The following is an 18,754-nucleotide window of genomic DNA, read 5'->3' as shown; positions in this document are numbered from 1 at the left end:
ATCCGGAGGCTATGGCGCGTGTCACTGCAGGTCATCCGGCACTTGTCGCCCGAACCGCCCTCGCCGGGAGGAACCGGGCGCTCAGGGCAGGTGAAGTTTGTCGACCGTGTGCGCCGTCCGGGTGTGCGACGCACGCACGACGCGGCCCCGTCACCCGCGCGGTGGCGCGGGTGACGGGGCCGGTGTGCGTGCGGCTCGGTCCGCCTCAGCGGGCGACGAGCGGCTGCGAGTGCCAGATGCGGTCGATGTAGTCCCACATGGACCGGTCGGAGGAGAAGAACCCGGAGCGCGCGACGTTGAGGATCGCGGAGCGCGTCCACCCCTCGGTGTCGCGGTAGGCCGCGTCGACCCGGTCCTGCGCGTCGAGGTAGGACTGGAAGTCCGCCAGGACGAGGAACCGGTCCTCGTGCAGGAGGTTCGACACGATCGGCTCGAAGACCGACCGGTCGCCCCCCGCGAACGCCCCGGACGCGATGAGGTCGATCGCGCGGCGCAGCAGCGGGTTCTCCTCGTAGTACGCCGACGGGCGGTAGCCCGACGCGACGATCTTCTCCACCTCGGGCTCCAGCAGGCCGAAGAGGAAGAAGTTCTCGTCGCCGACCAGCTCGCGGATCTCGACGTTCGCGCCGTCGTCCGTGCCGATCGTCAGCGCGCCGTTGAGGGCGAACTTCATGTTGCCCGTCCCCGACGCCTCCTTGCCGGCCAGCGAGATCTGCTCGGACAGGTCCGCCGCCGGGATCAGCGTCTCGGCGAGCGTGACGTTGTAGTTGGGCGGGAACACGACCGTGAGCGCACCGCGCACCCGAGGGTCGGTGTTGACCGTGCGCCCGACGTGGTTGATCAGGCCGATCGTCTGCTTGGCCATCTTGTAGCCGGGCGCGGCCTTGGCACCGAACGCGAACACGCGCTTCTGCATCGTGGCCGGGTCGAGCTCGCCGCTGACGATGCGCTCGTACAGCGACACGATGTGCAGCACCTTGAGCGTCTGGCGCTTGTACTCGTGCAGGCGCTTGACCATCACGTCGAGCATGGCGTCGGCGGGCAGCGTGATGCCGTCGCGGCGCTCCAGCAGGGCGTTGAGCCGCTCCTTGTTGTGCGCCTTGACCTCACGGAACCGCTCGCGGAACTCGGCGTCGTCGGCCAGCGGCTCCATCTCGCGCAGACGCGCCAGGTCGGTGATCCAGCCAGGGCCGATGGCGTCGGTGATGAGCTCCGAGAGCGCCGGGTTCGCCAGCCGCACGAACCGCCGCGGGGTGACGCCGTTGGTGACGTTGGTGAACTTGTCCGGCCAGTACTCCGAGAAGTCCGGCAGCACCTTGTCGCGCAGCAGCTGGGAGTGCAGCGCCGCGACCCCGTTGACCTTGGAGCCGGCGATGGTGGCGAGGTACGCCATGCGCACGGAGCGCTCGGGGTGCTCGGCGATGATCGACATGCGGCGCAGGCGCAGCTCGTCACCGGGGTACCGCTGGGCGACCTCCGCGAGGAACTCGTCGTTGATGCGGTAGATGATCTCGAGGTGCCGCGGCAGCAGCTTGCCCAGCAGCGCGACGGGCCAGACCTCGAGGGCCTCGGGCAGCAGCGTGTGGCAGGTGTACGCGAAGCACTTCTGCGTGACGGCCCACGCCTCGTCCCAGTCCCACTTCTTCTCGTCGACCAGCAGCCGCATGAGCTCGGGCACCGCGATGACCGGGTGGGTGTCGTTGAGCTGGAAGATGATGCGGTCGGGCAGGTTGTGGAGGTCGAAGTCCTCGGGCAGCACGTTCTCGACGAAGTCGCGGATCGAGCACGCGACGAAGAAGTACTGCTGCTGCAGGCGCAGCTCCTTGCCCTGCGGCGTCGAGTCCTCGGGGTACAGGACCTTCGAGATGTTCTCGGCGAACGTCTGGGCGCGCACCGCGTCGACGTACTCGCCGGAGTTGAAGATGGCGAGGTCGAACGCCTTGGTGGCCTGGGCGCTCCACAGCCGCAGCGTGTTCACGCGGCCGTTCTGGTACCCCGGGACCATGTAGTTGTAGGGCACGCCCAGCACGTCCCACGCGGGGATCCAGCGGGAACGCTCGACGCCGTCCTCGTCGACGAACTTCTCGGTCGTGCCACCGAAGTGCACGGTGACCGCGTCCTCGGGGTGCGGGAACTCCCACGGGGCGCCGAGCGACAGCCACGTGTCCGGCTGCTCGACCTGCCAGCCGTCGACGAACGTCTGGCGGAAGATCCCGTACTCGTAGCGGATGCCGTACCCGATGCAGGGCACGCTCATGGTCGCGAGCGAGTCGACGAAGCACGCGGCGAGCCGTCCGAGGCCGCCGTTGCCGAGGCCGGGCTCGACCTCCTGCTCGCGCAGCGTCCCGAGGTCGATGCCGAGCGAGGCCAGCCCCTCCTCGACGATGTCGGTCATGTCGGTGGCGATCAGCGCGTTGTCGAGCTGCCGACCCAGCAGGTACTCGGCGGACAGGTACGCCACCGACTTCGCCTGGGCCTCCCGCTGCCGACGCACGGTCTCGAGCCACCGGGCCATGAGGTACTCCCGCACCGTGCGCGCGAGCGCCAGGTACTGGTCGTTGACGCTGGCACGCTCGAGCGTGACCCCCTGTCCGAAGTTCAGCTCACGCAGGAACTCCTTGACGAAGCCATCGACGGAGTGCTGCGGCGCGGTCACTGGTGCGGTGCCGTTGGCACGGTTCTCAGTCACTTGCGCAACGGTAGTTGCCCCATCCCTTTCCGACCAGGGCAAGAGCCCCGGCCCCGGCGCACGAACCTCCCAGACCGCGCGTTTCGCGGCGTGTCGTACGCCACGCCTCACCCACTTCTCACCCACGACGCGGCCACACGGCACGCCGGGACCCCGTTGTCGGGGCACGAACCGGCGTCGAGGGCCATTGTGGGAGCCATGACCGACACGGCCCGCCGTCCGGGCGCCGTCTTCGTGCACGACGCCGCGACGCAGACCGCGGCGCGCCACGTCCGCGCGGGGGACGACGTCGTGCTGCTGGGGGACGTGGGCTCCGGGCGGACGACCGTCCTGGCTGCGCTCGCCGAGCGCCTGCGGACGTCCGGCACGGACGTCGTGACGCTCGCGGGCAGCGCGGCCGGCCGCGACCTGCCACTGGCCGCGTTCGCCACCCACCCTCTCCTGGGGCCCCGCAGCGGCGCCCGGTGGGGGCTGCCGGAGGCCACGGCCGCGCTGGCGGAGGCTGTCGGCACGGGCCCGGCGGCCGTCGTCGTCGACGACGCCCACCTGCTGGACGACGCCTCGGCCGCGGTGGTCGCCGCGGTGACCCGCCGGCACGTGAGCACGGCCCGGCTCGTCCTGGGCGCGCCCGTCGGGGCCGACCTGGGTGCGCGGGTCCCCGACCTCGCGCCCGGGGCCGTCGTTGCGCATGTCGCACCGCTCGGCGTCAGCGCCATGTCGGCGCTGCTCGCGGACGCGCTGGCCGGGCAGGTCGAGGGCCACCTCGCGTCGGTCGTGGCGGGACGCTCGGGCGGCAACCCGCGCGTCGCGCTCGCGCTCGTCCGCGCAGCCGTCGACGCGGGCGCCGTCACCCGCGTCCGGGGCCGCTGGGCGCAGACGGGCGCCCTCGACCTCGTCCGCGCCGACGCCGTCGCCCTGGCGCTGCTGCCGGGCCTGCCGGAAGCGCTCGTACGTGGCCTGGACGTCCTGGCCTGGTTCGGGCTCGTGGACCTCGGCACCGCCCGGCGGCTGCTCGGCGCCGACATCCTGGCCGCGCTCGACCGGGCCGGCCGCGTCGTCGTCCACGAGGGCGGACGGGAACCCACCGTCGCGGTGAGCCCGCCTGCCCTCGGGCAGGCCCTGCGCCTGCGCCTGTCCCCCGCGGCCCACGCCGACCTGCGCGCCCGCGCGGACGAGGTCCTCGGGTCCGGCATGGCGGGGCCGCCCGCGCTGACGCTGCCCGCCGGCATCGAGGCGCCCTCCCCCGACCTGCCCGACGGGTCCGCGCACCAGCAGGTCGCGATCCTCATGGAGTCGGTCCGGACGCAGGCCTCGCAGCGTCACCGCACCTGGCTCGAGCGGCGCGACGTGGCGAACGCGCTGCCCCTGCTGCGCCTGCGGCTGCTCGACAACCTCGCCTCCATCGACGTCGACGAGATCTTCGCCGGGACGGTGCCGTCGTCCGCCGACGACGCCGACGAGCTGGGCTCCTACGTGCTGCTGCGCGGGCAGTGGGCCGCGTGCACGGGCGGCTCGCTGCGCGACGGGCTGACGCACGACACCGGGCCCACGGGTCGGCTCGTGCTCCCCGACCTCGACGAGCAGGTGCTCGCCGCGCTCGAGCGGCTCTCCACGCCCGAGCCGTCGGCCGTGGGCGTCGCCGACCTCGCGGGGGCGCGCATCCCCGAGCCGCTGCGCGACTTCGTCCTGGTCCTGCGGGTCCAGGCCGCGATCGAGACGGGCGCCCCCGACCACGCGCTCGAGCTGCTCGGCGACTGGACGGGCTCAGGGCGCCGGCGGGTCCTCGGTCACCAGCTCGACGCCCTGCGGGGAGACGCGCTGCTGCTCGGCGGGCACCTCGAGGACGCGACCGCCTGGGCGCGGGAGCGCCTGAGCGCCGCGTACGACGAGCTGAGCCTGATCGGCGTCCGGCTCGCCGCACGCGGCCTGGCGACGGCCCAGTTCGTCGCCGGCGACCACGTGGGTGCGCGGCGCACCCTGAGCCTCGTGCTGCAGACGGGCCGGTGCGGCCCGGTCCAGAGCCCGTACGACGAGCGCATCCTGGGGCTGGCCGCGACGCTGCGGGCGCGTGACGGCGAGCCGGAACTGGCCGCGGCGCTGCTGGACGAGCTGCGCGCCACGCCCCGTCCGTACCTGCCCGCACTCGACTTCGTCCGTCCGTGGGCGGCCACGGAGGTGGCGTACTTCCGGTCCGGCGGCGACGAGGCGCCCGACGGGGAGCAGCTGTGGGCGGCGGGTGAGGAGCAGCTGGCCATGGGTCGGCTCGCGAGCGCGGTGCTGTGCTGGGCGTTCGCGCCGTTGCGGCTGACGCACGAGCGTCTCGCGCAGCTGGAGGAGCTGTGCGCGCGGACCCGGATCCCCGTCGCGCGGCCGTTCGTCCACCTGCACCGCGCCATGGTCCACGGGACGAGCGGCGACGTCCTGGGTGCCGTCGCGGCGATGGGCGTGCCCGGGCCGCTGGTGCACGTGGGCCTCGGCGTCGCGCACGAGCGGGCCGAGCAGGAGGGCCGCGGCGCGTTCACCGAGGACGAGGTGCGCGCGGCCACCGGCCCGGCCATCGCCGCGGCGGCACGCCCGGCGGAGGCCGGGACCGCGCCGCTGACGAGCCGCGAGTCGCAGATCGCCGTGCTGGCCCGCGAGGGCCTGTCGAACCGGCAGATCGCCAGCCGCCTCTACCTGTCGGTACGGACGGTGGAGAGCCACCTGTACCGGGCCATGCAGAAGCTACGGGTGTCCGACCGGGCCCTGCTGCGCGCCCTGCCCGGCACCGCCCTCGTCGAGGAGTGAGGCGTCGGACGGCGCGGTCCGCGCACGCGACGCGCGGCGCCACAGGTCGAGCGCCCAGACGAAGAACCCGCCCGCGACCACGTACACGCCGAGGTGCCGGTCGTCCACGTTGACGGCCGAGTTGAGGTGACCGAGGTGGTGCACGACGTACCAGACGCGCGCCCGCACCTGGTGGTCCTGCACGGGCAGGTCCGGTGCGTCGTTGGCGTCGCCCTGCATCGTGAACGTCCGCCCGCCGTCGGTGCGGTGCGTGACGCCCGTGACCCGGTGGGTGATCGCCGTGGGGTCGTTCGGGTGCGGCAGGTAGGTGACGACGTCACCGATCCGCACGTCCGCCGGGTCGACCGGGCGGACCACGACGAGCGAGCCCACCGGCAGCGCCGGCTCCATCGAGCCCGACAGGACGGTCAGCGGGACCGACCCGGTGAACCGCGGCACGAGGATGGTGACCGCTGCGAGCAGCAGGACCACGGCGAGGACGCCGTAGCTGACCCCGACGCCCACGCTGCGCGCGACGACCCGGGCCCTGCTCCGGGGCTGTGCCTCTGCCGACGGGGCGACGGGTGCGGGGACGGGCGGTGCGGCCTCGCGCGGTGCGGTGGTGGTCGTCATCGGTCCGTCTCCTCGTCGCGGGGCACGGCCACGAGGGCCGCGTCAGGGCTGGGGGCGTCCTGGAGGTCGTCCGGGGCGTCGGCGGGGTCGGCGGGGTCGGCAGGGTCGGTGGGGTCGGTGGGGTCGACCGGCTCCACCGGGAGCACCGGCTCGGCGGCGTCGTCGGCGAGGAGGTCGTCGGCCGCGACGTCGGCTGCCGGGGCGCGGAACCTCGGCGGGATGAGGTACGTCGTGAGCCCGGGCGCGTCGGTGTTGAACCCGCTCCACGCCGTCACCTGCGTGACGTCCCAGCCCGCGACGCTCTGCGACATCGCCCTGGCACCGTGGAACATGTCCGTCATGTCCCGGACGTTCGAGGTGTCCCAGCCGCCGACGTAGGAGTTGAACGACGTCGCGCCGGCGAACATCCCGGACATGTCCCGGACGTTCGAGGTGTCCCAGCCGCCCACGTACCCGGTGAACGACGTCGCGCCGGCGAACATGTGGGACATCGACTCGACCCGGCTGAACATGCCCTGCCCGGCGAAGTCCTGCCGCAGCGCGCGCGCGTTGGAGAACATGTGGTCGGTGGTCCGCAGGGTCGAGGGCACGCCGTCGACCCGCTGGAGGTTGACCGCGTTGTGGAAGGCGTACGACGCGTCCGTGGTGCCGACGGCCTCCTCCCAGTTCTGCACCTGGACGAGCTCCTGCATGTCCGCGACCGTCTGCGCCGGTGACCCGAGGCTGCCGACGTGCCCGGCGACCAGCGCGGTGACCGACGTGGCGCCCGGCGGGTAGGTGTGCACGTTCCGGCCGTCGACGAGCGCGGTGGTGCCCTGCCCCTCGTTCCACTGGATGGTCGCGCGGGCGTCGTCGACGTGGAGCGCGACCGTGCGGTCGGTGCCCTTGGTGAGGTCGAAGAGCAGCCGGAGCCTGCCCGTGGCGGCAGGTCCCCGGGTGGTGAGGGTGCCCAGGTCGTGCGACGCCGCGTCCTGCCAGCCGTGACCGTTGGTCAGGCGCAGGTCCAGGCGCAGGCCGAACGACCGCTCACCGGCGGGCAGCGACCCGGCCGCGACGCGGACCGTCACGGGCACCCGCTGCGGCGTGGGGGCACCCGCGACGGCGACGTCGTCGGACGTCACCGTGATCCTGCCGGCGAGGTCGGCCGGCACGGCGGCGTCGACGTCGGTCACCAGCGTGGCGCGCAGGTTCTCACCGATCGCGGTGACGTCGACGGTGGTGCGGTAGAGCACGGCCCTGCCGGCCTCGAGCCGGCCCGTGGCGGGGTCGAACGCGGCACCGCCCTCGTGCTGCCAGGAGCCGGCTGCCACGGCGTCGATCGCGAGGGCGCCGGTGGCGGGGGTACCACCGACCGGCGACTGCGCCCGCCACGCCGCGTACGTGGACGTGGCGGGCAGCGCAAGCACCAGGGCGATGCCGGCGGCGGCCGCGAGGAGCGCGGTGCGCAGCGGACGTGCAGGGCGGGTGTCGTGTCGCACGGTGCTCAGCTCCTGGGGTCGTCGGGGTGCTGGGGTCGTCGGGGTGCTCGGGCCGTCGGGGTGCTCGGGCCGTCGGGGTGCTCGGGCCGGTCGGTGCGCGAGGGGGAAGCCGACGGCGGAGGTGGCGGGGGGTCCACCTGCCGCCGCCGGCGGTCGTGGGGGCGCGTCCGCCCGTCAGGCCGAGGGCGCGACCTGCTGGAGGTTGATGCTGGTGGCCGAGAGGTCGAAGCCCAGGCCCATCTCGCCCGTGGCGGCCTCGTCGAACGCGATCGTGATGGTCGCGTCGACCGAGGTGGTGCCCTCGCGGAACCCGCTCTCGGGCACCCCGTCGAGGACGACGCCGACGGTGACGTTGTCGGAGAGCGTCGTGATCGGCACGCCGGTCTCGCCGACGACCTGCGGGACGACCACGAGGTTCTCGCCCTGGGCGACGACCTCGATCGTGGAGGTCCCGACGATCACGTCGCCCGGGACCATCTGGAACCCGTCGAGGTCCGCGATCACGTTCTCGTGGCCGGGGGTGACGTCGTTCCACGTGATGTCGCCGAACTCGGCGGCGAGCGTCCCGGTCTGCAGGTTGCCGTCACCGAGCGCGCCCTCGGCGTTCCAGAGGGCGAAGGTGCCCATCCCGCCGAGCAGGACGGCGACGCCGGCCGCTGCGGCGACGGCGCCCTTGACGGCGCCGCGGTTCGTGGTGGTCCTGGTGCTGGTCGTCGTCGTCATGGCTGACGCGTCCTCTCGTGTCTGCGGGGCCGGAGCGGGTGCTTCCGACGACCTGAACACTGCCGAGGAACGCGGCACGTAGAGCGGGAGCCGCGGGTGCTGAGTAGGTAGGCGCACGCCCCTGAACTGCGGCGACGCGCAGGCCCGCGACCCGATCCCCGTAGGCCGGCCCGGCTACCGTGCCCCGGAGGCGCGCGCAGCGGGGTGCCGGGCCCCGTAGTCCGCCGTCAGCGCGAGGTGCGGCGGTACCGCGCGATCGCCAGCGGTGCGAAGACCACGAGGATCAGCACGACGCACAGCAGCGTGTACGCCACGGGGTTCTGCATCGACCACGCGTCCGGCACGGCCGCGTCCGGGCTGGTGTTGCCGAACAGCTCGCGGCACGCCTGGGTCAGCGTCGACACGGGGTTCCACTCGACCACGCGACGCAGCGGCTCCGGGAACGACTCGAGCGGGACGAAGGCGTTCGACACGAACGTCAGCGGCATGATGACGATGAACGACGCGTTGTTGATGACCTCGACGCTGGGCACGAGCACCCCGACGAGCGCCATGATCCAGCTCACCGCGTACGCGAACACGAGCAGCAGGCCGAACGCCGCGGCCGCCTCCAGGACCGTGCCGTGCACGCGCCACCCGACGAGCAGCCCGGTGAGCGCCATGATGACGAGCGAGAGCACGTTGTAGACGACGTCGGACGCCGTGCGTCCCGCGAGCACGGCGGACTGCGACATCGGCAGGGACCGGAACCGGTCGAGGATGCCCTTCTGCATGTCGTCGGCGATGCCCGCCCCCGTGAAGGTCGCCCCGAAGACGACGGTCTGCGCGAAGATCCCCGGGATGAGGAACTCCCGGTAGCTGACGCCCTCGCCCGGGTCGATCGCCCCGCCGAACACGTAGGCGAACAGCAGGACGAACATGATCGGCGAGATGAGGACGGCGACCAGGATCTCCGGGACCCGCAGGATCTTCAGCAGGTTGCGCTTGGCGACGACGTGCGTGTCGACCACCGTGCGGGCCAGCGTCGTCATGCCGTCACCTCCGCCGGCTCGGGGACGGCCTCCGCGGGCCGGCCGGTCAGGGTGAGGAACGCGTCGTCGAGCGTCGGCCGCCGGAGTCCTGCCTCCAGGACCGCGACCCCCTCGGCGTCCAACCGGTCCAGCACGCGGCGCAGCGCGTGCGTGCCGTCGGCGACCGCGACCGAGAGCGCCCGCCCGTCGCCGTCGGCGTGCACCTCGTCCCCGGACGCCACGTCCGCGAGGGCCGCGCGGGCCGTGGCGGACGCCGCCGCGTCGGCCAGCAGCACCTCCACCCGCTCGCCACCCACCTGCGCCTTGAGCTCGTCGGCGGTGCCGCGGGCGATCGCGCGCCCGTGGTCGATGACGACGATGGCGTCCGCGAGCCGGTCGGCCTCCTCCAGGTACTGCGTCGTGAGCAGGATCGTCGTGCCCTCACGCACCAGGTCCGCGATCACGTCCCACATCTGCAGGCGGCTGCGCGGGTCGAGTCCCGTCGTCGGCTCGTCGAGGACCACGACGGGCGGCTCGGCGACCAGGGCGCACGCCAGGTCCAGCCGGCGGTGCATGCCGCCGGAGTACGTCTTGGCGGGCCGCCCGCCCGCGTCGGCGAGGTCGAACGCCCCCAGCAGGGCGTCCGCCCGCGCCCGTGCCCGGCGCCGCGGGAAGCCGTAGAGCCGCCCGATCATCTCGAGGTTCTCCGCACCGGTGAGGTTCTCGTCGACCGCCGCGCTCTGCCCCGACAGGCCGATGCGCTGCCGGACCTGCTCGGGCTCACGCAGCACGTCCGCCCCCGCGACGCGGGCCGTCCCCTCGTCCGGCCGCAGCAGGGTCGTGAGGATCCGCACCGCGGTGGTCTTGCCCGCGCCGTTGGGGCCCAGCAGCCCCATCACCGTGCCGGCCGGGACCTCGAGGTCCAGACCGCGCAGCGCCTCGACGCTGCCGTACCGCTTGGCCAGCCCCGTGGCCGTGATGGTCGCCGTCATCGTGCCCCCGTCGTCATGCCCCGCCACGTACCGACCGCCCGCCCTGCCCGGACTCGTCGGCCTGGGACCGATGCTGCACCCGACCACCCACACGTACCCCCGCAAACCACGTGACACCCCCAGCGGCGCCGGGCGAGCATGGCGGGATCGCCCCGCCTCGGCCGATGAGTCCGGCCGCCCCGCGGGGTCTGGCCCGCGACCACCGACGACCCCCCGGAGGCCCGCCATGACGACGTCCACCGACCGCCCCCGCTGGCATCGCGACGTGTCGGTGTTCCTCACCGGTCAGACGTTCTCCCTGCTCGGGTCGATGCTCGTGCAGTACGCGATCCTGTGGCACCTCACGCTCGAGACCGGCTCGGGCACGGTCATGGCGGTGTACGCCGCGGTCGGCTTCCTGCCGCAGGCCGTGGTGTCGGTGTTCGGCGGTGTGTGGGCCGACCGCCTCGACCGCCGCGCGCTGATCATCGGCGCCGACACGACCATCGCCGTGACGACCCTCGCGCTCGCGCTGCTCCTGCTGTCGGGGTACGACGACCTGTGGCTGCTGTACGTGGCCGCCGCGATCCGGTCCGCCGGCGCCGGCATCCAGACGCCCGCCGTCGGCGCGCTGCTGCCGCAGATCGTCCCGACGGACAAGCTCATGCGCGTCAACGGCATCAACGCCACCATCCAGTCGGCCATGATGCTCGTCGCCCCGGCGCTCGCGGCGGGCCTGTACGCCTGGGCGTCGATCGAGGCGATCTTCCTCGTCGACGTCGCCACCGCGGCGATCGGGATCGGCCTGCTGCTGCTCGTGCCCGTGCCCCGGCTGGTCCGCACGGACCAGACGGCGGGCGTCCGGGGGTACGTCGCGGACCTGGTCGACGGCGTGCGCTACGTCGCGACCACACCGTTCGTGCGGTGGGTCCTGACGATGTGGGGCGTCGTGTTCGTGCTCATCGTCGCGCCCTCGTTCCTCACGCCCCTGATGGTGGTCCGCACCTTCGGCGACGAGGTGTGGAAGCTGACGGTCAACGAGCTGGCGTTCAGCATCGGCATGACGCTCGGCGGCGTGGCCGTCGCCTGGTGGGGAGGGCTGCGCAACCGCGTGCACATGGTGGTGCTGACCACCGGCCTGTTCGGCGTCCTCAACGTCGGCCTGGGGCTGTCGACGAACATGTGGGTGTTCTTCACGTTCATGTTCCTCATCGGCCTGGGCGTGCCGTTCTTCTCGACGCCGACCATGACGGTGCTGCAGGAGCGCGTCGAGCCCGAGCGGCTGGGCCGCGTGTTCGGGTTCGTCGCTATCGTCATGGCCGTCGCGATGCCGCTGGGCATGGCCGTGTTCGGTCCTCTGGCGGACCGGTACTCGGTGGAGTCGCTGCTGGTGGCGGCGGGTGCGGCGCTGATCCTCGTCGTGCTCGCCGGTGTCGCGCTGCCGTCGGGGCGCCGCGCCATCGCGGAGGCGGGCGCCGACCCTGCCCCGCAGGCGGACGGCGGGTCCGGCGCGGGCGCGTCCGACGACGCCGTCCCCGGCCCCGCGGACGAGCCGGCGCACGGGGGCTGACGGCGGGCGCCGCGGCGCTCACCAGGACGCGGCGACGACGTCCGTCAGCTCGGCGGGGGTCAGCGTGACGGGGTTGCCGCGCGTGCTGGACGCGGCCAGCGCGTCGGCCACGACGTCGGGCACGTCGTCGCGCGCCAGCCCCAGGGTGCCCAGGCCGGGCACGGCCAGCGCCGCCACGAGGTCGGCCAGCCAGGCGACCGCGTCGTCGGCGCGGGCACCGGGGAGCCCGGTGAGCGCGACGGCCGCGTCGTCGTACCGTGCCAGGCCCGGCCCGTGCGGGTCGGTGCGGCGCAGGGCGGCGACGTTCGCCGCCGTCGTGGCCGCCAGCACCGCCGCGCAGACCTGACCGTGCGGCGCGCCGAGCCGCCCTCCGAGCGCGGCGGCCAGCCCGTGCACGGCGCCCAGCCTCGCGTTCGCGAGCGCCATCCCCGACTGCAGCGCCGCGACGCTCAGGTCGGTGCGCGCGCCGACGTCGTCACCGTGCTCCACGACGCGCCGCAGGCTGCGACCCGCCCGGACCAGGCCGTCGCGTGCGAGGGGGTCCGTCAGGGGTGTGGCCTGCGGCGTCGTGTACGCCTCGAGGCACTGCGTGAGGGCGTCGGCCCCGGACGCGGCGGTGAGGTCCGGCGGGCAGCCGAGCGTGAGGAGCGGGTCCACCACGGCGACGGCCGGCAGCATCGCGCGGCCCCGCAGGCTGGCCTTGACGCCCCGGTCCGGGACCCGGACGGGTGCGTTGGCGGTGACCTCCGCGCCCGTGCCGGCCGTGCTGGGCACCGCGACCACGGGCAGCGCCGCGTCCGGCAGCGGCAGCCCGCGCCCGACGACCTCCAGGTGGTCGAGGACGTCCGTGCCGCCGGGCGCCAGGACGGCGACGCACTTGGCGAGGTCCAGCACCGACCCGCCACCCCAACCGACGACCACGTCGGGACGCACGTCGCGCGCGATCGCGACCGCGGCGCGCACCGCGTCGACGTCCGGCTCCCCGCGGTGCCGGTGGACCGCGACGGCCGGCAGCCCGGCGACGTCGGCCGACCGCCCCGCGACGACCAGGACGCGTCGCCCCAGGCCCGCCACGAGGTCGGCGACCTGCTCCGAGACCCCCGCCCCGAGGACGACCCGACCCGCCGTGCTGAACGTGGACACGGGAGCAGGCTAGGCGGACGTCGCGGACCGGCGCCCACCGGTCACGGGTGCAGCCGCGCGCGCCAGTCCGGCGGCACCCGCCCCTCCGGCCCCGGCGTGGGCTGGTCCTCCGGGTGCGCCATGGGCGGCGCCAGGTCCGGGCCCAGGGTGTAGTCCCCGGCGGAGTAGTCCCACCACCAGTCCTGCCCCGGCTCGTAGGTGCGCATCACGGCGTGGCCGGAGGCGCGCCAGTGCGCCGTGGCGTGCTGCCCGGGCGAGCTGTCGCAGCAGCCGATGTGCCCGCACGCCGCGCAGCGCCGCAGCGCCACCCACCACCCCGCCTCCTGCTCGCACTCGACGCAGCCGGGGCCGCTCGGAGGGACGGTCGGGTCGATCGCGCTGACGCTCATGGGGCGCTCCTTCGGGCTCCTGGCCAGTCTGCGCCCGGGTACCGCGCCACCGCACGCCGTGCCGGGAGCCGTGCCGGAGGTGCGCCGACCGCCGCCCGTCAGTCGTGGCGCGCGCGCCGGTGCGGGTTCTCCATGATCCCGAGGGGCGTTGCCGAACGGGTCGGCGTCGTCAGCGGTGCAGCCGGGAGGGCCAGTCGGCGGGCACCCGCCCCGCGGGCCCGGGCGCCGGCTGGTCGGTGGGGTGGGCGAGCGGCGGTGCGAGCGCGGGCCCGGTGCCGTAGTCCTGCGCGGCGTAGTCCCACCACCAGTCCTCGCCCGGCTCGTAGGACCGCACGAGCGGGTGGCCCGTGGCACGCCAGTGCGCGGTCGCGTGCTGCGAGGGCGAGGAGTCGCAGCAGCCGACGTGCCCGCACGCGGCGCAGCGTCGTAGGTGGAACCACCAGCCGCCCGTGGCGTCGCACTCGAGGCAGCCGGGACCGCTGGGCGGCAGGCTCGGGTCGACAGCCCTCACGCGGTCACCCCCAGGGTCGCGGCGGGCTCGTAGGGCAGCCGCACCAGGAACCGGGTGTCCCCCGGCGAGGAGCGCACCGACAGGTCGCCGTGGTGCTTGGTCACGACGATGCGCCACGCGATGTCCAGGCCCAGGCCCGTACCGGACCCGACGGGCTTGGTGGTGAAGAACGGCTCGAACACGCGGCCGACCACGTCGGGCGGGATGCCCGGGCCGGAGTCGGCGACCTCGACCTCGAGCCAGTCGTCGACCCGTCGCGTGGTGATCGTCAGGGTGCCGGCACCGTCCATGGCCTGGGCCGCGTTGTCGATGAGGTTGGTCCACACCTGGTTGAGCTCGGCACCGTAGACGTGCACGGGCGGCAGCGTGCGGTCGTAGTCCCGCACCACGACGATCCCGTCGAGGCGCCGGTCGAGCATCGTCAGCGTCGAGTCGAGCAGCTCGTGGACGTCGAGCGTCTGGTCGGGTGCACGGCCGATCTGCGAGTACTGCCGGGCCGCGCCGACGAGGGAGGAGATGCGGGACGTCGCGTCCTCGACGTCGTTCATCAGCTGCTCGGTCTCCAGCGCGTAGGACAGCCAGCGCACGGCGCCCTCGAGGATCCCCGGACCGACCGCCGTGGCGACCGCGTCGAGCCACCCCGGGTCGAGCCGTGCCGTGACGAACGTCGGCGCGAGGTCCCACCCGCCGGCGATGCCGTGCGCGTCGAACCAGTCGGCCACGGCGTCCTCGGCGTCCGTCCGCTCGAGCGCCGTCGGGGGCGGCGGCGCCCCGGGCGCACGGGACTTGGCGAGGGACTCCACGGCCTGCTCCTGCAGGTCCACGAGGGTGCCGAGGGTCGTCGCGTCGTACGGGCCGTCGGCGATCATCGCGAGCTTGTGCCGCATGCCCGCCACCCGCTCGCGCAGGGACGCGGTCGCCCGGTTCGCCGCGGCCGCGGGGTTGTTCAGCTCGTGCGTCAGCCCGGCGGACAGCGCGCCGAGCGCGAGCAGCCGCTCGCGCTGCCCCACCGCCTGCTGCGTGGCCTGCTGCCCCACGGACAGCCCCTCCAGCAGGTGCACCGCCATCGGGAACCACGTGGTCATCAGCTCCGCGAAGTCCGGTGCCGCCAGCACGTAGAAGCGCGACGGCTCCAGCACGTGCATCGTGTGCGGGTACCGCTGGGGTGCCCGCTCCCCCAGGTACGCGGCCGTCGCCCCGCCGTAGACGCCGCGCTGCGACGTGCGCGACACCTCGACGTCGTCCGTACCGACCCGCCGGGACAGCGCGACGTGCCCGTCGAGCAGCACGTACAGCCAGCGCGCGGGGTCCCCCTCGACGTACAGCGGACCGGACTCGCGGGACAGCACGTGCCCGTGCGCGCACAGCCAGCGCAGCTGGTCGTCGTCCAGGCGCTCGAAGAGGAACAGCGTGCGCAGCTCGTCGACGTCGCAGGGCAGCGCCTCGTCGGGCGGCTCGGTGCGCAGGTCGGAGGCGTCGGTGGGTGTGCTCACAGCTGCTCCAGGTACCGGTGGACGAGCATGACGGCCATCGCGCCCTCGCCCACGGCGGACGCGACGCGCTTGGCGGACTCGGCGCGCACGTCGCCGGCCGCGAACACCCCCGGGACGCTGGTCTCGAGGTGGTAGGGCGGGCGGTCCAGCGGCCACCCGGCCGGGGGACGTCCGTCCGTGAGGAGGTCCGGGCCGGAGCGGACGAACCCGCGCGGGTCCCGCACGACCGTCCCGTCGAGCCAGCCGGTCAGCGGGGCGGCGCCGATGAACACGAACAGCCACCCGGTCCCGACCGTCTCCTTGTCGCCCGTCGCGGCGCTGCGCAGCACGACCCGCTCGAGGTGCTCGTCGCCGATCGCCTCGACGACCTCGGTGCCCGTGCGCACCCGGATCCGGGGGTGCGCCTCGACCTGCTCGACGAGGTAGTGCGACATCGACCGGCGCAGGTCCTCGGCGCGCACCACGAGGGTCACGGAGCGCGCGTCGCGCGCGAGGTACATCGCCGCCTGCCCGGCGGAGTTGGCCCCGCCGACCACGTACACGTCCTGGTCGCGGCACGCCGGCGCCTCCGTCATCGCCGACCCGTAGAACACCCCGCGGCCCGTGAGCGTCCCTAGGCCCGGCCCGGACAGCTCCCGGTAGGACACGCCGTTGGCGAGGATCACGCAGTGCGCCGCGAGCGTGCTGCCGTCGGCGAACCGCACGGCGCGCGCGGAGCCCTTGACGTCGAGCCCGCACACGTCGCGCGTCATGACGATCTCGGCGCCGAACCGCTGCGCCTGGCGCCGCGCGCGGTCGGTGAGCTGCGCGCCGGAGACACCGTCGGGGAAGCCCAGGTAGTTCTCGATGCGCGAGCTCTGCCCGGCCTGCCCACCCGTCGCGGTGCGCTCGACGAGCGCCGTGCGCAGCCCCTCGGACGCGCCGTACAGCGCCGCACTGAGCCCCGCGGGCCCGCCGCCGACGACCACCAGGTCGTAGAAGTCCTCCGCGGGCTGCACCTCCAGCCCCACGCGGGACGCGATCGTCGCGTCGTCGGGCCCGACCAGGACGTCCCCGTCCGACGTGACGACGACCGGCAGCCGTGCGTCGTCGACGCCCGCGGCCTCCAGCAGGCGCGTGCCCTCGGGCGAGTCCGACGCGAACCACCGGTACGGCACCTGGTTGCGCGCCAGGAACTCGCGCACCTGCGACGAGCGCGCCGACCAGCGGTGCCCCACCACCTTGGGGCCGTGCACGGTGGACGGTGCCGCGGCCCGCCACGCGTCGAGCTGCGCGTCGAGCACCGGGTACAGCTTCTCCTCCGGCGGGTCCCACGGCTTGAGCAGGTAGTGGTCGAGGTCCACGACGTTGACCGCGTCGATCGCCGCGTCCGTGTCCGCGTACGCCGTGAGCAGCACGCGCCGCGCGGCCGGGAACAGGTCCATCGCCTGCTCGAGGAACTCGATGCCGCTCATGCCGGGCATGCGGTGGTCGGCCAGCAGCACCGCGACCTGCTCACCGCGCAGCTTCAGCTCCCGGCACACGTCCAGCGCCTCGGCACCCGACTCGGCCCGCACGATCCGGTAGTCGGCGCCGTACCGGCGGCGCAGGTCCCGCGCGACGGCGCGCGACACCGCGGCGTCGTCGTCGACGGTGACGAGAGCGGGGCGGGCTGCTGCGTCTGGTGCCACACGGACCTCCGTGGCGGGGCGGTCTCGACGGCCAACAGTCTGCGCCCGGGAACGGGCGGTGTCACCCGTTTCGCCCGGTCGGTCCCCTGCGACGGCCGGGGGCACCGCGCGCCGGCCACCGGGACGGGCAGGAACGACGAAGGCCCGGCACCACCGGTGCCGGGCCTTCGATCTGCGCGCCCGAAGGGACTCGAACCCCCAACCTTCTGATCCGTAGTCAGATGCTCTATCCATTGAGCTACGGGCGCACTGGCCCTCGCGGGCCGACCAGAACGATACAGGCACGGAGGGCCAGCCCCAAACTCGATCCGCTGCGGCGTGGGACACACCGGCTGCCGACGCCCGGAACGCAGGCCGACGGCGCAGGCCGTACCGCCCGGTAGGCCGCCGTTCGGGCCGCCCGTCACCCCTGCACGCTGCGCCGACCGGGTGGCCTGTCACGGTCCGGGCGCGCGCCAGTGCGCACCTGTGTCACGGTGACCGCCCGCTGCGGGCCCGACGACGTCCCCGCCCACCACGCACCACGAGGCACGCACCACGAGCCACGCACCACGCACCACGAGAGGGGATCACCGTGACCGGTCGTCGAGACCGCGGCGGGGCGCGATCGACCCGTCCGACCGCACCGCCGGGCCCGGACGCCCCGCGGTGAGCGCCGCCGAAGTGCACACCGCCCTGGACGGCTGGGCGGCACGGCTCGTGCGGCTCGGTGCCGTCGTCGTCACCCGTCTGCGTCCCGGCCTCACGCCGGACGAGGCGGACGAGGTCGCCGCACGTCACGGCTACCTGCTGACGGACGAGCTGGCAGCGCTGTGGACGTGGCGCGACGGTGTGGGAGCGCGCCCAGGCCGGGCACCGGCGCACCTGGCCCCCGGGCAGGAGTTCGCGTCGCTCGACGAGAGCCTGCGCCGCTCGCGGGAGTACCTGGAGGCGTCGCGGGCGGAGGCCCGCGCGGGGGCGACCCCCACGGTGCCCTGGCAGCCGCACTGGGTCGTGGCCGTGCACGGGCACGCCCTGCCGCTGGTCCTGGACGGCGCGTCCCCCGGCCCCGACTCGTTCCGGCACGACCCGCAGAGCAACCCGCTCGTGGTGGCGCACTCGACCCTGCCGCAGCGGATCGCCCGCTGGCACGACATGCTCGACACCGGCACGTGGCGCATCGGCCGCGACGGCATGTGGGACGTCGACCTCACGCACCTCACGCAGGGTGGGCACGTGCCCCGCACGGACCTGACGTGACGGCTGCGGGGCTCCGGGAAAGGTGTGCGCGCCCGGGCGGGCCGTGCGCCACGCTCGGCGCATGAGCGACCCCGTGCTGCGCGTCCGGTACCCCGTCGACGACGTCACCCTGAGCCGGCTGCACGCCGCGGCGTTCGGCGGCGCGGACGACGTGCAGCCGTGGGCGGCCCGCCTCGACCGGTACGCGGTCACGTGGGTGGGGGCGTTCGACGGCGACGAGCTCGTCGGGTTCGTGCACGCCTGCGGCGACGGGGGCACGCACGCGTTCGTCCTCGACACGATGGTGGACGCCGCGCACCGGCGCCGGGGCACGGGGCGGCGGCTGGTCGAGCGGCTCGTCACGGAGGTCCGCGCGGCCGGGTGCACGTGGCTGCACGTGGACTTCGAGCCGCACCTGGACGGGTTCTACCGGGCGTGCGGGTTCCGGCCGACGGCGGCGGGGGTCCTGCGGCTGTGACGAGGTCCCCTC

The 18,754-nt window shown here is 74.3% G+C and carries 15 protein-coding genes and 1 tRNA gene; 4 read left to right on the top strand and 12 right to left on the bottom strand.

All coding sequences use genetic code 11. The annotated features are described in order from the left end of the window. Positions 1-205 precede the first annotated feature (205 nt). Complete coding sequence (locus BMZ16_RS10750; protein ID WP_089800351.1) at positions 206-2,689, bottom strand: glycogen/starch/alpha-glucan phosphorylase; 2,484 nt, start codon at positions 2,687-2,689, stop codon at positions 206-208. A gap of 198 nt (positions 2,690-2,887) precedes the next feature. Between BMZ16_RS10750 and BMZ16_RS10745 the strand changes: the two genes are divergently transcribed. Further along, positions 2,888-5,476 carry a helix-turn-helix transcriptional regulator gene (locus BMZ16_RS10745; RefSeq protein ID WP_143082802.1) on the top strand — a complete coding sequence of 863 codons (2,589 nt, stop codon included), beginning with the start codon at positions 2,888-2,890 and terminating at the stop codon, positions 5,474-5,476. Here BMZ16_RS10745 and BMZ16_RS10740 read toward each other — a convergent pair. From BMZ16_RS10740 to BMZ16_RS10720, 5 genes are all read right to left on the bottom strand, one after another. Continuing rightward, complete coding sequence (locus tag BMZ16_RS10740) at positions 5,414-6,088, bottom strand: signal peptidase I (protein ID WP_089800349.1); 675 nt, start codon at positions 6,086-6,088, stop codon at positions 5,414-5,416. The two genes, BMZ16_RS10745 and BMZ16_RS10740, sit on opposite strands and share 63 nt — an antisense overlap. Beyond that, positions 6,085-7,566 (bottom strand): BspA family leucine-rich repeat surface protein, encoded by a 1,482-nt coding sequence (locus tag BMZ16_RS10735; protein WP_089800347.1) that lies wholly within the window; start codon positions 7,564-7,566, stop codon positions 6,085-6,087. Before BMZ16_RS10735 ends, BMZ16_RS10740 begins: the two co-directional genes overlap by 4 nt. 174 nt (positions 7,567-7,740) lie before the next feature. Next, on the bottom strand, positions 7,741-8,289 hold the full coding sequence (locus BMZ16_RS10730) for an alternate-type signal peptide domain-containing protein (RefSeq protein ID WP_089800345.1): 549 nt from the start codon (positions 8,287-8,289) through the stop codon (positions 7,741-7,743). Positions 8,290-8,516: 227 nt separating this feature from the next. Continuing rightward, entirely contained in the window at positions 8,517-9,320 is an 804-nt protein-coding gene (locus tag BMZ16_RS10725) for an ABC transporter permease (RefSeq protein ID WP_089800343.1), read from the bottom strand. Continuing rightward, the gene (locus BMZ16_RS10720) at positions 9,317-10,291 is read right to left on the bottom strand and encodes an ATP-binding cassette domain-containing protein (RefSeq protein ID WP_089800341.1); all 975 of its coding nucleotides are present in this window, start codon (positions 10,289-10,291) and stop codon (positions 9,317-9,319) included. The genes BMZ16_RS10725 and BMZ16_RS10720 overlap by 4 nt, the downstream gene beginning before the upstream one ends. Before the next feature lie 226 nt (positions 10,292-10,517). Here BMZ16_RS10720 and BMZ16_RS10715 point away from each other — a divergent pair, with 226 nt between their 5' ends. Continuing rightward, positions 10,518-11,840, top strand: coding sequence for an MFS transporter (locus BMZ16_RS10715; protein ID WP_089800339.1), 1,323 nt, complete (start codon positions 10,518-10,520; stop codon positions 11,838-11,840). Between the two features lie 18 nt (positions 11,841-11,858). Here BMZ16_RS10715 and BMZ16_RS10710 read toward each other — a convergent pair whose 3' ends face one another. The 6 genes from BMZ16_RS10710 to BMZ16_RS10685 form a co-directional block, all read right to left on the bottom strand. Then, the gene (locus tag BMZ16_RS10710) at positions 11,859-12,983 is read right to left on the bottom strand and encodes an iron-containing alcohol dehydrogenase (RefSeq protein WP_089800336.1); all 1,125 of its coding nucleotides are present in this window, start codon (positions 12,981-12,983) and stop codon (positions 11,859-11,861) included. A 41-nt stretch (positions 12,984-13,024) separates the two neighbouring features. Further along, the gene (locus tag BMZ16_RS10705; RefSeq protein ID WP_089800334.1) at positions 13,025-13,372 is read right to left on the bottom strand and encodes a UBP-type zinc finger domain-containing protein; all 348 of its coding nucleotides are present in this window, start codon (positions 13,370-13,372) and stop codon (positions 13,025-13,027) included. A 169-nt stretch (positions 13,373-13,541) separates the two neighbouring features. After that, the gene (locus BMZ16_RS10700) at positions 13,542-13,883 is read right to left on the bottom strand and encodes a UBP-type zinc finger domain-containing protein (protein WP_089800331.1); all 342 of its coding nucleotides are present in this window, start codon (positions 13,881-13,883) and stop codon (positions 13,542-13,544) included. Then, positions 13,880-15,376 carry an ATP-binding protein gene (locus BMZ16_RS19760; RefSeq protein ID WP_089800330.1) on the bottom strand — a complete coding sequence of 499 codons (1,497 nt, stop codon included), beginning with the start codon at positions 15,374-15,376 and terminating at the stop codon, positions 13,880-13,882. Before BMZ16_RS19760 ends, BMZ16_RS10700 begins: the two co-directional genes overlap by 4 nt. Then, complete coding sequence (locus BMZ16_RS10690) at positions 15,373-17,046, bottom strand: NAD(P)/FAD-dependent oxidoreductase (RefSeq protein WP_089800328.1); 1,674 nt, start codon at positions 17,044-17,046, stop codon at positions 15,373-15,375. The genes BMZ16_RS19760 and BMZ16_RS10690 overlap by 4 nt, the downstream gene beginning before the upstream one ends. 175 nt (positions 17,047-17,221) lie before the next feature. After that, positions 17,222-17,294, bottom strand: a tRNA-Arg gene (locus BMZ16_RS10685). Between the two features lie 400 nt (positions 17,295-17,694). Between BMZ16_RS10685 and BMZ16_RS10680 the strand changes: the two genes are divergently transcribed. Continuing rightward, on the top strand, positions 17,695-18,285 hold the full coding sequence (locus tag BMZ16_RS10680; protein WP_143082800.1) for an SMI1/KNR4 family protein: 591 nt from the start codon (positions 17,695-17,697) through the stop codon (positions 18,283-18,285). Positions 18,286-18,346: 61 nt separating this feature from the next. Then, positions 18,347-18,742, top strand: coding sequence for a GNAT family N-acetyltransferase (locus BMZ16_RS10675; protein WP_089800324.1), 396 nt, complete (start codon positions 18,347-18,349; stop codon positions 18,740-18,742). Positions 18,743-18,754: the final 12 nt, after the last annotated feature.

The sequence above is a fragment of the Cellulomonas sp. KH9 genome, from assembly GCF_900114185.1.
Lineage (GTDB): Bacteria > Actinomycetota > Actinomycetes > Actinomycetales > Cellulomonadaceae > Cellulomonas.
The sequence above is the reverse complement of the archived record's forward strand: the minus strand, read 5'-3'. Positions and strand labels throughout refer to the sequence as shown.